The 14,774-nt window shown below is 45.4% G+C and carries 14 protein-coding genes; 11 read left to right on the forward strand and 3 right to left on the reverse strand.

The features are described from left to right. Positions 1-67: 67 nt before the first annotated feature. From TW81_RS10920 to katG, 3 genes are all read left to right on the forward strand, one after another. A complete protein-coding gene (locus TW81_RS10920) occupies positions 68-652 on the forward strand; it encodes a TetR/AcrR family transcriptional regulator (protein ID WP_045955752.1) in 585 nt (194 codons plus the stop codon). A gap of 84 nt (positions 653-736) precedes the next feature. After that, positions 737-1,768 (forward strand): NADP-dependent oxidoreductase, encoded by a 1,032-nt coding sequence (locus TW81_RS10925; protein ID WP_045955753.1) that lies wholly within the window; start codon positions 737-739, stop codon positions 1,766-1,768. 355 nt (positions 1,769-2,123) lie between these two features. Continuing rightward, complete coding sequence (gene katG, locus TW81_RS10930; protein WP_045955754.1) at positions 2,124-4,301, forward strand: catalase/peroxidase HPI; 2,178 nt, start codon at positions 2,124-2,126, stop codon at positions 4,299-4,301. Positions 4,302-4,538: 237 nt separating this feature from the next. On the opposite strand, the gene TW81_RS10935 is transcribed toward katG, so the two are convergent. Further along, positions 4,539-5,417, reverse strand: coding sequence for an NAD(P)-dependent oxidoreductase (locus tag TW81_RS10935; RefSeq protein WP_045955755.1), 879 nt, complete (start codon positions 5,415-5,417; stop codon positions 4,539-4,541). A gap of 227 nt (positions 5,418-5,644) precedes the next feature. Here TW81_RS10935 and TW81_RS10940 point away from each other — a divergent pair, with 227 nt between their 5' ends. Further along, positions 5,645-6,292 (forward strand): HAD family hydrolase, encoded by a 648-nt coding sequence (locus tag TW81_RS10940; RefSeq protein ID WP_045955756.1) that lies wholly within the window; start codon positions 5,645-5,647, stop codon positions 6,290-6,292. Positions 6,293-6,457: 165 nt separating this feature from the next. Here the strand turns inward: TW81_RS10940 and TW81_RS18865 are convergent, their stop codons facing one another. Then, a complete protein-coding gene (locus tag TW81_RS18865; RefSeq protein ID WP_052706190.1) occupies positions 6,458-7,243 on the reverse strand; it encodes a substrate-binding periplasmic protein in 786 nt (261 codons plus the stop codon). 324 nt (positions 7,244-7,567) lie between these two features. Here TW81_RS18865 and rimK point away from each other — a divergent pair, with 324 nt between their 5' ends. The 7 genes from rimK (at position 7,568) to TW81_RS10980 (ending at position 14,519) form a co-directional block, all read left to right on the forward strand. After that, the gene (rimK, locus tag TW81_RS10950; protein ID WP_045955757.1) at positions 7,568-8,473 is read left to right on the forward strand and encodes a 30S ribosomal protein S6--L-glutamate ligase; all 906 of its coding nucleotides are present in this window, start codon (positions 7,568-7,570) and stop codon (positions 8,471-8,473) included. A 120-nt stretch (positions 8,474-8,593) separates the two neighbouring features. Further along, on the forward strand, positions 8,594-9,055 hold the full coding sequence (locus TW81_RS10955) for an ATP-dependent zinc protease family protein (RefSeq protein ID WP_045955758.1): 462 nt from the start codon (positions 8,594-8,596) through the stop codon (positions 9,053-9,055). Positions 9,056-9,241: 186 nt separating this feature from the next. Continuing rightward, positions 9,242-10,177 (forward strand): zinc transporter ZntB, encoded by a 936-nt coding sequence (locus TW81_RS10960; RefSeq protein ID WP_045955759.1) that lies wholly within the window; start codon positions 9,242-9,244, stop codon positions 10,175-10,177. Continuing rightward, entirely contained in the window at positions 10,177-10,719 is a 543-nt protein-coding gene (locus TW81_RS10965) for a mechanosensitive ion channel family protein (RefSeq protein WP_045955760.1), read from the forward strand. Before TW81_RS10960 ends, TW81_RS10965 begins: the two co-directional genes overlap by 1 nt. A 152-nt stretch (positions 10,720-10,871) precedes the next feature. Then, a complete protein-coding gene (locus tag TW81_RS10970) occupies positions 10,872-11,744 on the forward strand; it encodes a universal stress protein (RefSeq protein ID WP_045955761.1) in 873 nt (290 codons plus the stop codon). 203 nt (positions 11,745-11,947) lie between these two features. Then, on the forward strand, positions 11,948-12,805 hold the full coding sequence (gene yghU, locus TW81_RS10975; RefSeq protein WP_045955762.1) for a glutathione-dependent disulfide-bond oxidoreductase: 858 nt from the start codon (positions 11,948-11,950) through the stop codon (positions 12,803-12,805). 316 nt (positions 12,806-13,121) lie between these two features. Continuing rightward, positions 13,122-14,519, forward strand: coding sequence for a class II fumarate hydratase (locus TW81_RS10980; protein WP_045955763.1), 1,398 nt, complete (start codon positions 13,122-13,124; stop codon positions 14,517-14,519). A 43-nt stretch (positions 14,520-14,562) separates the two neighbouring features. Here TW81_RS10980 and TW81_RS19445 read toward each other — a convergent pair whose 3' ends face one another. Beyond that, the gene (locus tag TW81_RS19445) at positions 14,563-14,712 is read right to left on the reverse strand and encodes a hypothetical protein (RefSeq protein ID WP_045955764.1); all 150 of its coding nucleotides are present in this window, start codon (positions 14,710-14,712) and stop codon (positions 14,563-14,565) included. Positions 14,713-14,774: the final 62 nt, after the last annotated feature.

Below are 14,774 nucleotides of genomic sequence, written 5' to 3' on the forward strand. Positions count from 1 at the left end.
TCGGTAATGAATTTCTGATCTGCCCTCACACTAGACGACTGGTCTATTTTTAATTATATTGTTCGCCATGAACATAAAAACAAATGACACACGCCAGCATATACTCGACGTAGGTTATGAATTGGTAGTAACAAAAGGCTTTACCGCGGTAGGTTTGTCACAGCTACTCAAAGCAGCAGACGTGCCCAAAGGCTCCTTTTATCATTACTTCAAGTCTAAAGAGCAGTTCGGCGAAGCTTTGATAGAAAATTACTTTAAAACTTATCTTGCCCGCATCAACCTTGTTTTTAACTCTGAGCAAGGCTCTGCTTATCAGCGACTAATGGGTTACTTCCAACGTTGGCTTGAAGTAGAAAATGGCGTATGCAACGCCAATCGCTGCCTAGTGGTTAAGTTAAGTGCTGAAGTGTCTGATCTGTCTGAACCAATGAGATTAGCGCTTGCCAATGGTGCTGAGTGCATCATTGATGCTATTGCGCAATGTATTCAATCTGGGGTGAATGATGGATCCATTTCGGTACCAGACACACAGGCGGTAGCTACCCAGTTATACCAACAATGGCTTGGGGCCAGCTTGCTTAACAAACTGCTCCAAGACCAATCTCATCTTGAGCGCAGCCTAGACACCACTCATAAGCTTCTAAGCGCATAAATTACACATTCCCGCTATGCTTGATCAGCTGCGGGAATTTTTTGAAACACCAACTAGACGACTGGTCTAATAACAGGACAGATGATGACTAATAACTTAAATCGACAAATCGTACTTGCTTCACGCCCAACAGGCGCACCTGTCGCCGAGAACTTCCGCTTACAAGAGAGTGTAAAACCAACACCAGATCAGGGTGAGATGTTACTGCGTAGCGTCTATTTATCACTCGACCCTTACATGCGTGGTCGCATGAGTGACGCCAAGTCCTACGCAGAACCAGTGGCATTGAACGACGTTATGGTCGGCGGAACAGTATGCCAAGTAGAAACGTCGAATCATCCAGATTTTGTCGCTGGCGAATGGGTTCTGGCATACACTGGCTGGCAAGACTACGGAATTTCAAATGGCGAAGGTCTCATCAAATTGGGCCAGAACCCGACGCACCCTTCTTATGCATTGGGCGTTATGGGCATGCCCGGTTTTACCGCTTATATGGGGCTGCTGGATATCGGCCAGCCTAAAGAAGGAGATACGTTAGTTGTCGCCGCAGCAACTGGCGCTGTGGGTTCTATGGTTGGTCAAATTGGCAAACTCAAGGGATGCCGTGTGATTGGGGTTGCTGGGGGTGAAGAAAAATGCCGTTTTGCAAAAGAGCAATTGGGTTTCGACGAATGTGTAGATCACAAAGCCGATGACTTTGCCGAACAACTCGCTAAGGCTTGTGATCAGGGAATCGACATCTACTTTGAAAACGTTGGCGGAAAGGTGTTTGACGCTGTCATGCCACTGCTTAACACAGGTGCACGTATCCCACTGTGTGGTTTAATCTCCCAGTACAATGCAACTGAACTCCCGCAAGGGCCAGACAGAATGTCACTACTGATGGGTCAGCTACTGGTCAAACGAATCAAGATGCAAGGCTTTATCATTTTTGATGACTACGCCGACCGCTATGGAGAGTTCGCCGCCGACATGAGCCAATGGTTGGCAACAGGCAAAATCCACTATCGTGAGCATTTAGTCGAAGGGTTTGAACAGGCTCCAGAAGCCTTTATCGGCCTATTAGAAGGGAAAAACTTTGGTAAGCTCGTCGTACAGACTAACCAACCACTGTAACGTGCGTTAGACAAGCTGCACCGCCTTAAGTAATCAAGATCTAAGCGCATCAACTGGCAAAAAGCGTAACAACTTGAAATTGAGTTCTACTAACTGCCTTACTCTCCACCAACTAAGAGCTGCCTAGTCTATAGGCAGCTCAGTTGTTCATATCTTAACAATGCGCTTACACACTTTGAGTGTTAGATAGAAAATATCTATCAATAGCATAGCTACAACCCATTTTATCTCTGCGCCTTCGCCAACTATGCTCAGTGTTAAAGCAATACCACACCTTAACGATAAGAACTATCCGATTGCCAAGTGCGTACATGATGTTGGTAATCGAAGCTACGTGACACAAAGGAGCAACAACATGGAACATAATAAGATGTCTACTGGTGGTCAGTGCCCAATCATGCACGGTGGTGCAACCTCTTCCAACTCATCGAACGTCGCTTGGTGGCCAAATGCGCTCAACCTCGACATTCTTCACCAACACGATCAGAAATCTAACCCAATGGGCGCAGATTTTAACTATCGCGAAGCACTTAAAACTCTTGATGTTGCCTCACTTAAAGATGATCTGAAAGCACTAATGACAGATAGCCAAGAGTGGTGGCCGGCTGATTGGGGACACTACGGTGGCCTGATGATTCGTATGGCATGGCACTCAGCGGGCTCTTATCGTACTGGCGATGGCCGTGGCGGTGCAGATACCGGCAATCAACGATTTGCTCCTCTCAACTCTTGGCCTGACAACGCTAACCTAGACAAAGCACGTCGCTTGCTTTGGCCTATCAAACAAAAATACGGTAACAAGATTAGTTGGGCCGATCTGATGATCCTTGCAGGCAATATGGCCTATGAATCGATGGGACTGCAAACTTTTGGCTTTGCCTTTGGCCGAGAAGATATCTGGCATCCTGAAAAAGACATTTACTGGGGTGCAGAGCAGGAATGGCTTGCTGCGAGTGGTGGTGAAAACAGCCGCTACTCAGGTGAGCGTGATTTAGAAAACCCACTAGCTGCGGTGATGATGGGGCTTATCTACGTCAACCCTGAGGGGGTCGATGGCAACCCAGACCCTCTCAAAACTGCGCAAGATATGCGTGTCACATTTGAACGAATGGGTATGAATGATGAAGAAACCGTCGCTTTGACTGCTGGCGGCCATACCGTCGGTAAAGCACACGGTAACGGCGATGCGGCAAAACTCGGCGCAGAACCTGAGCGAGCGGAACTTGAAGAGCAAGGTCTGGGTTGGAACAATCATACCTCACGCGGTGTTGGCCGCGACACAGTGACCAGTGGCATTGAAGGCGCTTGGACGACTCACCCAACCCAATGGGATGATGGTTATTTCCACTTACTGCTCAATTATGATTGGGAGCTTACCAAAAGCCCAGCCGGAGCATGGCAGTGGGAGCCAACCAATATTGCTGAACATGATATGCCAGTCGATGTTGAAGACCCAAGTATTCGCCTAAATCCAATGATGACAGACGCAGATATGGCGCTCAAAGTAGATCCTGAATACCGCAAGATTTCAGAGCGATTCCATCAGGATCCTGCGTACTTCTCTGATACCTTTGCACGAGCTTGGTTTAAGCTGACCCACCGCGATATGGGCCCGAGATCTCGCTACTTTGGACCTGATGTACCAGCAGAAGAATTGATTTGGCAAGACCCGATCCCGGCTGGACGCAGTGATTACGATATTGACGCAGTGAAAGCAAAAATTGCCGCAAGTGGCTTGAGTATAGGGGACATGGTTTCAACCGCTTGGGACAGCGCCCGTACTTTCCGCAATTCGGATAAACGTGGCGGTGCCAACGGTGCGCGCATTCGTCTTGCACCACAAAACCAGTGGCAAGGTAATGAGCCAGAAAAATTGGCCAAAATTCTTTCTGTTCTAGAAAAGATTGCTGGTGAATGTGGGGTCAGTGTTGCCGATACCATTGTACTCGCGGGTAATCTTGCTATCGAGCAAGCGGCAAAAGCAGCAGGCGTTGAAATTTCGGTTCCGTTTGCCCCTGGCCGCGGTGATGCATCAGCAGATCAAACCGACGTTGAATCGTTCGACGTGCTTGAACCCATTGCAGACGGCTTCCGCAATTGGCAGAAACAGCACTACGCAGTAAGCCCTGAAGAGTTGATGTTAGATCATGCTCAGTTACTTGGCCTGACTGCTCCAGAGATGACGGTGTTGATTGGCGGAATGCGTGTGCTAGGGACTAACCACTCAGCAACGACTCACGGCGTATTTACCGATAACGTTGGCGTACTCAGCAATGACTTCTTCGTTAACTTAACGGATATGCGTTACACCTGGAAACCAACGGGGCGTAATTCGTATTCCATCATCGAGCGTAGTAGTGGTAACGAAAAGTGGACGGCAACACGCGTCGACCTAGTGTTCGGTTCAAACTCAATCTTACGCGCTTACGCTGAGGTCTATGCTCAAGACGATAACAAAGAGAAGTTTATCCGCGACTTTGTTAACGCTTGGACCAAAGTAATGAACGCAGATCGTTTCGATGTGAAGCAATAGCGAGATAGCCTCTACTGGACAGTTAATCCAGTAGAGGCTATACATCAAATATTAGTGTCCTAGTCAACTTGGCAAAATAATCAAAGTTGCACTAGGTTTAAAGAAGTAACCAAACTTAAGAACTGAGGCGCATATCGCGCCTCACAATCGACATAACAAGTGTTACTAATAAGGAGAGTTGGTTATGAAAGGCTTCGATTTTTTCAAGTTGTTTGATACCAAAGAACTGTTCATTTATTACTGATGTTTCGCAACCGCTTTCATCAGTACCGATGTGTCCATACGTCCGAAGCCATCTTGCTGCAGTTCGGCGTATTGTTCATCAACCTGTTTCGTTAATGGTAAGTTCAACCCGACGCGCTCAGCTTCCTTAAGACAGAAACCAAGATCTTTGCGCATCCAGTCAATGGCAAAGCCAAAGTCAAACTTATCTTGTGACATTGTCACGGCGCGATTTTCCATTTGCCAAGAGCCCGCAGCGCCATGCTTTAATGTTTCGACCACCTGTTCAATATCCAGACCTGTTTTTTGCGCCAGTAATAAGGCTTCACTTAAGCCTTGAAGGATGCCGCCAATACAAATCTGGTTCACCATCTTACAGCGTTGTCCTTGACCATTTTCGCCCAGTAGAGACATCTGCTTAGCATACACGTTCATCACGGGCGCGACTTGTTGAAAAACTTCCTGCTCACCACCACACATAATGGTCAGCACTCCATTTTCGGCTCCTGCTTGCCCTCCGGAAACAGGGGCGTCAATAAAGTCGTTACCATTCTCTTTAGCTGCGACGGCAAGTTCGACAGCAAGTTCTGCCGAAGTGGTAGTATGATCAACGAGAATAGCTCCCGGTTTCAGGCCCGCGAGCACACCCTCTTCACCGTATATTACGCTGCGCACGTCATCGTCATTACCTACACAGACAAATACAATGTCACAACCTTGGGCAGCGAGCTTTGGCGTGTCGCATGCAATACCTTGATATTCCTGCGCCCACTTTTCGGCTTTTGCTTTGGTACGATTGAAGACTTGGGTCGAGTGCCCCGCTTTACTTAAGTAGCCCGCCATTGGATAGCCCATAACTCCCAAACCAATAAAAGCGACGTTGTGCTGACTCATGTAGATTCCTTTGCATATATTGTGGTAAGTACGACAGTCTACTAAACAATACGACCAAGGTTTACTAGTAATTGAAGCTTTAGATCGTCATTGAGGCCGTCGTTACGCAAAAGCCGTGCGCTAAGAAACCGAACAACCAAGCCACTCGATAGCCCGTTGGAATTTTTACTCTGCGTTGTTTGTATGCCAGAATACGCACTCAAGCCAATATGGATTATGCCGTACCTATGAAATTTAAAGCTGCCATCTTTGATATGGATGGCCTGTTACTCGATACAGAACGCGTATGTATGCGTGTTTTCAAGCAAGCTTGTGAAAACGTCAACTTGCCTTTTTATGAAGATAACTACCTGTCAATTATCGGTAAAAACTCTGCTGGTATTGAAAAAGTTTTTCGTAAAACTTACGGAGATGACTTAGAAAAGCTCCAAACTGAGTGGCGCAAGAACTACGATGCAATCGTGAAACACCAAGCGATTCCAGTCAAACACGGTGTTATCGAATTGCTCGAATGGCTCAAAGCACACAATATTCCAACAGCCGTTGCCACTTCCACTCACCGCGAAGTTGCACTCATCAAACTCGAACTGGCCGGACTTTCACAATACTTCGATAGTTTTACTTGCGGCTGCGAAGTGAAAAATGGCAAACCAGACCCAGAGATTTACTTGCTCGCAGCTGAGCGACTTGGCGTTCCAGCCGAACAATGCCTTGCATTTGAAGACTCAAATAATGGGGTACGTAGTGCAACTGCAGCCAAGATGACAACATTCCAAATACCCGACTTGGTTGCCCCGTGTGACGAAGTAAAAGCGCTGGGTCATAACATATTTCCATCACTCCAAGACGCACTTATTTACCTAAAAAACGCTTAGGTTGGATTCGAACTGTTGGTCTGTTGCTAGCATGCTGTAGGCCGACAGATACAGCGTTCTGGTTTCCTTAAAAACAAGTACACCCGATCAAGTTGCATTCAACGAAAAGGATCGGGTAAAAACTCAAAACAACGTCTTGGAATCACTACCACAGTTCTCGGTCGACTACCTCTCTGGTGTTAAGTATTTCTTCATGCTGTGCGCCATCACCTCATCTCTAACTTCACTTGTCACCTGCCATACTCGTCTCACCAACTCGGGGTTTTCGTCAGTAAATTTATGGCCAAAGATCAGATAGTAGTCCTTAGTGGATATTGGCGGAGTCACTCTTTCAATATTGGTTAAATTGTTTTCATCGATGTAACTGTTGGCAATGTTACTTTGAATCGCGATAGCAGCCAGTCGTTTCTTGCTTAACATCTCGAACAGCTTGCCTGTACTTTCTATCTCGATTGTATTGACTTGATTTTCTTTTAGTTTCTTTGCGATCGAAAAACCACCATGAGCACCAATCGGCACATCACCTATAGACTGTAACGCTACGCCATCCCAAGCTAACGTTTGATCTTTGAGCTTATAAAAAAAGTAATCTAGCGTTGCGATACGCATAGTGCTGTCAGCGTGTTGGCTGTCCATAGGGTAATTGGCGTATTGCGCGCGTTCAGTGCTGTACGAAAAAATAAAACCGCCATCCACTTGATTCGCTCTGATTTGACTGAGCACTCTTTTCCCGGGCAGCCGTACGTATTCAACGTTGATATTTAGCTGTTCGGCCACTTGCTTGATGACATCAATTGACAAACCTGGTGGCGTGGAAACCGACTCCCCATTCCCCATCTGAAACGGGAACGATTCAACATCTGAATACGCTAGCGTGATTGTCTTCGTGGGTTGGGCATATGAACTACTTGAGCTTAACGAGAGAAACAATATGAAGAAGAGATAGCGCATTAAGCCTTGCCCTAATTTAGGTTAATATTACTTTTATCAGTATAGTGTGCTGGTCGTGAGTACGAAATTGTTTAGCCTTCAATCTGCTGTGATACTTTCAACCTGATGGACACTATCCAACGCCTAAGTCTTTACTAGGGGTTTGCCTAGCTAGCTTACATCCAATTTAACAATCGTAACATCTTGTTACTTATTGTCTAACCAAAAGTTTTTTCTCAGTACAAATCGTTTACCTGCTCTATATTTACTTATAAGTATTTAAGTGAAACTGATAACACATCCATTGATTTTTGTATCTATCCGCTAACCGTATGAGGAAACACTGTGCATATAGCTATTCTTTCTCGAAATGAAAATCTCTATTCCACTCGTCGCTTGAAGGAAGCTGGCGAGGCTCATGGGCACCAAATTGACATCATAGATACCCTGCATTGTTATATGGATATCACCAGCAGTAGTCCAAAAGTTCGCTACCAAGGCAAAGACCTCCCTGCCTATGATGCTGTGATCCCACGTATTGGCTCCTCCATCACTTTCTATGGCACCGCCGTCGTGCGTCAATTTGAAATGATGGGCACGTTCTGCGTCAACGAATCTGTCGCGATCAGTCGTTCACGAGACAAACTTCGCTCATTGCAACTTTTATCTCGAAAAGGGATCGGCCTACCTCGCACGGGTTTTGCGAGCAAGCCCGATAAAATTCAAGATGTGATTAAAAATGTTGGTGGCGCGCCTTTGGTGATTAAGCTACTCGAAGGAACTCAAGGCATCGGCGTGGTACTGGCAGAAACGAACAAAGCGGCTGAAAGCGTCATCGAGGCGTTTATGGGATTAAAAGCCAACATTCTGGTTCAAGAGTTTATCAAAGAAGCCGGTGGTGCCGACATTCGATGCTTCGTTGTCGGCGGCAAAGTCATCGCCGCGATGAAACGTCAGGCCGAAGAAGGCGAATTTCGCTCCAACCTGCACCGCGGTGGCAGCGCGCAGCTCGTGCGCCTTAGCAAAGATGAACGACTCACCGCCATTAATGCGGCCAAAGCAATGGGACTGAACCTATGTGGGGTAGATATTTTACGCTCAAACCGCGGGCCTGTGGTGATGGAAGTAAACTCATCTCCGGGCTTAGAGGGCATTGAAACCGCTACAAACAAAGACGTCGCTGGCATGATTTTCGACTTTATCGAAAAGAACGCCAAACCCAATGCGACAAAGACACGCGGTAAAGGTTAATGTACATCCATTTGGGCATCGCCAGCCATCCGTAGCCCATTTCCGTTAGGATGAGCTGGCGATAAGGTTGCGTTCTAAAACCATTATGCCGAACCAATTAACCCACTCAGGCGATACTCCATGGACAAATTCATCATTGGCAATTTAGAGCTTGGACATCTACCCGATTTGGGTATTTTTGATTTGCCAGTTCGAATCGACACAGGGGCGAAAACCTCCTCGTTGCACGTTGATAACATTAAAAAAGTTTCTAAAAACGGTAAGTTACACGTTAATTTCGATTTACACCCGGACATCTACCATTTAGAAGAAACGGTTCGCTGTTCTGCTCTAGTCGTTGATCTGCGTAAAGTGAAATCTTCCAATGGAAAATCCGAAGATCGATACGTCATCGAAACAACGTTTGGACTTGGCGACCACACATGGCCAATACAAATCACGCTGACCAATCGTCAGGAAATGAGCTATATGATGCTACTGGGTAGAGAAGGAATGGGCGAGCGCTTGTATGTTGATCCCAGTCGTTCTTTTGTTGTGCAGGGAAATCCTGTAAAAGATACCGCAAACAGTGATAAGGCGTAACCTTAACCCATATTGGCAGAGTCATAGCGCTCGCTCAGTGAAGGCTATTTTCAATAGTCGGCATAATTGATGAAAATTTAATAGCTTAAATATACAGAAGCGGTTATATAGTTGATTCGATAGATAAAACACTTTAATCGAGTTTCAAACCTCCTTTAGGCGAGAACAAAAACTTGGAGCACCGCCATGAACAACTTTTTGATTTCTAGTTGGGATTTCTCGTCAGGTAAAGCCGTGCCGGCTGCAAACACGTCGAACGAAATAAGCGCCGAACATTGGTATCACTGTCAGCGCGATGCTGTAGGAATTCGTGAATGGCTTGAAAAGCATCCGCTACCTGAGGCGGTCATCGACTCTTTGTTGGCCGATGATACACGACCACGCTTTGAACAATATGGTTCAGACTGTTTTCTTATCATTCTACGCGGCATTAACCTAAACGAAGGTGCGCAGCCAGACGATATGCTGAGTTTGCGCATTATGTGGTATAAGGGCGCATTGATTTCGACACGCAAAGTTCCGTCAAAAGCGGTGTCTATGCTGATTGAACAGTTGCAACAAGGCAAAGGGCCAGACAATTTATCCGCTCTGCTGGTTGCCATTGCCAGTGGGATCAGCGAAAGAATCTCAACGTTTCTTGCGCCGATTGATGAACAACTCAATGAAATTGATGTACCCAAAGCGAGCGATTTGCAGACACTGAACGCCCTTCACTCACGTTTGCTTCGCTTGCGTCGTTATTTAAAGCCACAAAGGTATGCGTTGGAAGATCTGTTAAGTGCTGACCTGCCCGCTTTAAGCTCTCAGGTTCATCATATTAAAAACTGTTTAGATACAGTGACCAGAATTAACGAGTCAATTGAGTTTTTCTTGGATCAAATAAATCACCTGCTGGCGCATATCAACCAAGAGCAAGCTGAAACAATGAACCGCAATACTTACCTATTTTCGGTGGTAGCGGGCATCTTCTTACCCGCTGGTTTCTTTACTGGTTTACTCGGAGTCAACATTGGTGGCATTCCCGGTATCGATAATCCATTCGCCTTTGTCATTTTCTGCGTCGGTTTACTTGCCGTTATTGCGTTAGAAGTCGTTATTTTAAAGAAATTGAGATTTATTTAATGAAAGAGCTAATGTTTCAATCACAGTTAGTCAATCAAGTATTGATAGGTATTGCACTGCTTAGTGCTTACATCTTACTGCGTCGGATTGGTAAGAGAGCGATTCTCTCTTTAGCTGAAAAGAAACAAGTGTCATCGCAACGTTCGCTTTTTGTCATCAAAGCCTTTAACGTATCAACGTTTTTTGTGTTTATCTCTCTGTTTACTTTGCTTCTCGGTTTAGGCTACGGGGATATATCTCTTTTCTTGTCGTCCATTTTTGCCGTGTTAGGTGTTGCTCTATTTGCGCAATGGTCGATACTCAGCAACCTGACCGCCAGTTTCTTGATTTTCTTTGTCTTCCCTTACCGTATCGGCGACAAAATCAAGGTGTGCGATAAAGATGAAGATGTCAGCGGTGTCATCATAGATATCACTATGTTTCATGTCATTTTACGTCACGAAAACAGCAATATGATCACCTACCCCAATAACCTTATTCTACAAAAAGGCGTGATCAAACTTTTGGCTACACCCTCTAGCGAAGCCAATGAATCTCAATAACAAACCCTGTTTATTACGCTAGAGCTATAACAAGCAGCAACATAATCTAAAATGATAACTAGGTCGCTGACTGGCGAGAGATAACAACTCACAAGGATGTTTGTTTCACTAGTTTACAACTGATGTGACCCGTATGGAAATGGAGTCAAACAATGAGCCCAATTCATTTATTAATGAAAGTCTCGACCAAACCTTCGCGACGCGTATTGAAAAAGGCATTACGTATTGCCCATAGTTCTAATCAATCACTTAGAATTTATGCAGAAGACTTTAAGCGCAGTGAAGACCACACGTTTTTGGACTTTTTGATTCAAGGAGGAGAAAGTCACGCCAGATACGATGACTTTTTTGTCCAATGGTGCAGCTCCATTTTAGAAATGGTGGAAGAGATTCATGAGGAGTTAGAGTTAACAAAAGTCGATGTTGAACTCGAACACGCTAAAGACTCAAACTGGGTAAAAGCGCTGGTTAAGGATAACCAGGAACCACGCATACTGCTGGTTGACTATTCAACAGGGGTGCTAGCTGCCCACTTGCTTAGAGAACTGACGCGCAACAAATTCAATATCTTGCTCCTCACCAATAAAGGTTGGCAACAAAAGTTATCCATTGCGGCGGCTATCGACCCTCTCCACCGCGGTGACCAAGAAGCGAATGTGGACAAAGCGATCATTACGCAGAGTGTCAGCTTAAAGCAGCGGCTCAACGCTGGACTATCACTAGTCTATTGCCAGTTTGTTGCACCGCACTTATACAAACATAATCAGCAGATTCTTCTCAATCAGAAACAAGCGGTGCAAGCGTTTCTACATGATAATCAGCTTGATAAGTTTAACTTTAGGTTTATCAAAGGAAACCCAGAGCAAGGGCTACCACAAGTGGTTGAGCTGATGGAAGCATCAATATTGGCACTTGGGGCATGTAAGCGCAGTGCACTATCGCGTTACTGGTCAGGAAGTACGGTCGACGTACTACTTAAATATCCGCCATGCGATTTATTCTTAATCTGCGGTGATGCTAACTAAGTGAAATATGAACACACAGCGCATCCCTCACACTTAGAGAATTATGAGGGATGTGCGCGCAAACCTGCGACACTCATGCTTATACCCTTTACCACCTTGTCATAACCAGTTGTTCTATGAAAAGAATGTCCTTGGGCTTTTGATCAATAGGCGATGACCCAACCTTTATTATTGTCAGCCAACTACCTGAATAAGGAACACCTATGACAAACCAATACGTACCACCAAAAGTCTGGAAAAATGAACCAAGTTCTGGCAATCAATGGGCCAACATCAATAGCCCAGAATCTGGAGCAAGGTTTGAGCAAGCGTTACCTGTTGGGCAGCACCCATTTCAACTCTATTCACTAGGTACCCCTAACGGCCAGAAAGTAACCATTCTATTTGAGGAACTTTTAGCACTGGGTATCAAAGACGCTGAATACGATGCACATCTAATTAAGATTGGTGATTCAGAGCAGTTTTCGTCAGGTTTTGTTGGCGTCAACCCAAATTCAAAAATCCCTGCATTAGTGGATAAATCAGGTGATCAAGCGGTAAATGTGTTTGAATCTGCATCTATATTGGTTCACCTTGCTGAAAAATTTGGTCATTTTTTACCTGCCAGCGGTTCAGCGCGTACGCAAACATTTAACTGGCTGTTTTGGGCTCAAGGCTCTGCGCCTTTCTTAGGTGGAGGTTTTGGTCATTTCTACGCTTATGCCGATGAAAAGCAAGAGTACCCAATTAATCGTTTTGCCATGGAAGCAAAACGCCAGTTGGATGTGTTAGACAAGCAATTGGCAAACAATACCTATATCTCTGGTGATGAATACACCATCGCAGATATGGCAATTTGGCCTTGGTACGGCAACCTTGTGCTTGGCAAACTGTATGATGCCGCGGAGTTTTTACAAGTGCATACTTACGAAAATGTTGTTCGTTGGGCGAAACTGATAGAGTCTCGCGAAGCCGTGCAGCGTGGGCGTATCGTCAACCGTCCATTTGGTGAAGCGTGGGAGCAAGTACTAGAGCGTCATAGCGCTGAAGATATAGATAAGGTCTTGGCCTTAAAACCATAACGCGCTACAAAAACGCTCCATCAATTGGAGCGTTTTACTTCAAACTGGATCAAATCCACTCCAAGAATATTTCAGCGAATCTCATCTTTTTTGCCTTCTTGACTTCAAATTCGTAGACAGCAATAAACATAAATCACTCGTCGTGCTGAATTTAATCTAGACCTTTCCTTTCTATTTAATACCCAAACTAAGGAAGTGATATACGGGGAATACAGCTATGCTCAAAAGATACTATTGAGGCCACTGTTGTTGCACGCCTTAATAAAGACAGATGAATCAGATGAGCATAATTGCTTAAATTGAGGATTTCACACCGATGAATCAACATAAGGATAAGCCGCAATTTCGTATTGAGCAAGACAGTATGGGCGAGGTGAAAGTTCCGCTGAACGCGCTGTACCAAGCACAAACACAAAGGGCAATTGACAACTTCCACTTGAGCCAATATACGATGCCAACAGCATTTATTATTGCTTTAGCGCTGATCAAACAAACTGCCGCCACCACTAACGCTCAGTTGGGTTTAATCGACAACGACATTGCAGATGCCATTCATGACGCAGCCCAATTGATTATTGATGGCAAACATTTAGATCAGTTTCCAATTGATCTATTTCAAACTGGCTCTGGCACCAGCTCAAACATGAATGCCAACGAAGTGATTGCCACACTCGCCAGCAAAACCCTAGCAAAAGACGTTAAACCAAATGACCATGTCAATATGGGCCAAAGCAGCAACGATGTTATTCCAAGTGCGATACAAATTAGTGTTACCATGACGGTTAAATCACAGCTTATCCCTGCGTTAACTCACTTGGCTGAGACACTTGCGGCCAAACGAGCAGAAATTGGCAACGTAGTAAAAACGGGGCGAACGCATCTAATGGACGCCATGCCAGTGACCTTAAACCAAGAGCTTAGCGCTTGGCAGTTTCAAATCGAGCAAGCCCAAGCAGGTATTGAGCAAACGCTTAACTTAGTTAAAGCTCTCGCTCAAGGCGGAACCGCTGTGGGAACAGGTATCAATGCAGACTCGAGGTTCGCAGCCAAGTTTGCTAAAAATCTCTCCGATGTCACGCAAATCAATTTTACCTCTAGTGATAACTTCTTCTATAACTTGAGCTGCCAAGATGCCATTGTCGCACTTTCCGGACAGCTTAAAACGGCGGCTGTTGCACTAATGAAAATATCTAATGACTTGCGCTGGATGAATTCCGGCCCACTTGCTGGCTTAGGGGAAATCGAACTGCAAAGCTTACAACCCGGTTCGTCGATTATGCCGGGCAAAGTTAACCCCGTGATACCAGAAGCGGCCGCGATGGCTGCTGCTCAAGTGATTGGCAATGACACAACCATCACTGTGGCGGGTCAATCAGGGAATTTCCAGCTCAACGTGATGCTACCGATTATTGCTCACAATATATTAGAAAGTATTGAACTGATCGCAAACAGCGCCACCGCTCTAGCTGATAAGGCGATAAAAACCTTTACGGTACGCCAGAACAACCTCGACATTGCACTGGCTAAAAACCCGATTCTCGTCACTGCGCTGAACCCTGTGATTGGCTATTTAAAAGCGGCTGAAATTGCCAAAAAAGCCTATCAAGAAGGCGTTGCGATCATTGATATTGCGGAAAGAGAAACGGATCTCGATAGAGAAACCTTAGAGCGTCTGCTTAACCCAGCTAAGTTAACCAAAGGAGGTCTAGACTAAAGAGCGTCGAAAAAGCACACATCCTTGTGTCGTGTACTCTAGATTACATCCAAACCAGAGACAAAAGCAAAAGGGGTACGGCAACCGCCGCAGCCATTTTTGCCAACGCCAATACCTCGCGTAGAACCACTTCACGTGTCGGTGAAACTAGGTTTGTGCTACGGCATGACGTTGCAACTTGTGCACTATTCATAGATCCTCAATTAAATGAGATGCGAAAGGAGCGACAATTCTAGCGACGCTGCTGTAACGCTG

The organism is Vibrio galatheae (assembly GCF_000967545.1).
Classification (GTDB): domain Bacteria; phylum Pseudomonadota; class Gammaproteobacteria; order Enterobacterales; family Vibrionaceae; genus Vibrio; species Vibrio galatheae.

Bases quoted from the DNA above. Each gene is read 5' to 3' on its own strand.
- TW81_RS10920 (WP_045955752.1), top strand. From the start codon at position 68: ATGAACATAAAAACAAATGACACACGCCAGCATATACTCGACGTAGGT.
- TW81_RS10925 (WP_045955753.1), top strand. From the start codon at position 737: ATGACTAATAACTTAAATCGACAAATCGTACTTGCTTCACGCCCAACA.
- katG (WP_045955754.1), top strand. From the start codon at position 2,124: ATGGAACATAATAAGATGTCTACTGGTGGTCAGTGCCCAATCATGCAC.
- TW81_RS10935 (WP_045955755.1), bottom strand. From the start codon at position 5,417: ATGAGTCAGCACAACGTCGCTTTTATTGGTTTGGGAGTTATGGGCTAT.
- TW81_RS10940 (WP_045955756.1), top strand. From the start codon at position 5,645: ATGAAATTTAAAGCTGCCATCTTTGATATGGATGGCCTGTTACTCGAT.
- TW81_RS18865 (WP_052706190.1), bottom strand. From the start codon at position 7,243: ATGCGCTATCTCTTCTTCATATTGTTTCTCTCGTTAAGCTCAAGTAGT.
- TW81_RS10955 (WP_045955758.1), top strand. From the start codon at position 8,594: ATGGACAAATTCATCATTGGCAATTTAGAGCTTGGACATCTACCCGAT.
- TW81_RS10960 (WP_045955759.1), top strand. From the start codon at position 9,242: ATGAACAACTTTTTGATTTCTAGTTGGGATTTCTCGTCAGGTAAAGCC.
- TW81_RS10965 (WP_045955760.1), top strand. From the start codon at position 10,177: ATGAAAGAGCTAATGTTTCAATCACAGTTAGTCAATCAAGTATTGATA.
- TW81_RS10970 (WP_045955761.1), top strand. From the start codon at position 10,872: ATGAGCCCAATTCATTTATTAATGAAAGTCTCGACCAAACCTTCGCGA.
- yghU (WP_045955762.1), top strand. From the start codon at position 11,948: ATGACAAACCAATACGTACCACCAAAAGTCTGGAAAAATGAACCAAGT.
- TW81_RS10980 (WP_045955763.1), top strand. From the start codon at position 13,122: ATGAATCAACATAAGGATAAGCCGCAATTTCGTATTGAGCAAGACAGT.
- TW81_RS19445 (WP_045955764.1), bottom strand. From the start codon at position 14,712: ATGAATAGTGCACAAGTTGCAACGTCATGCCGTAGCACAAACCTAGTT.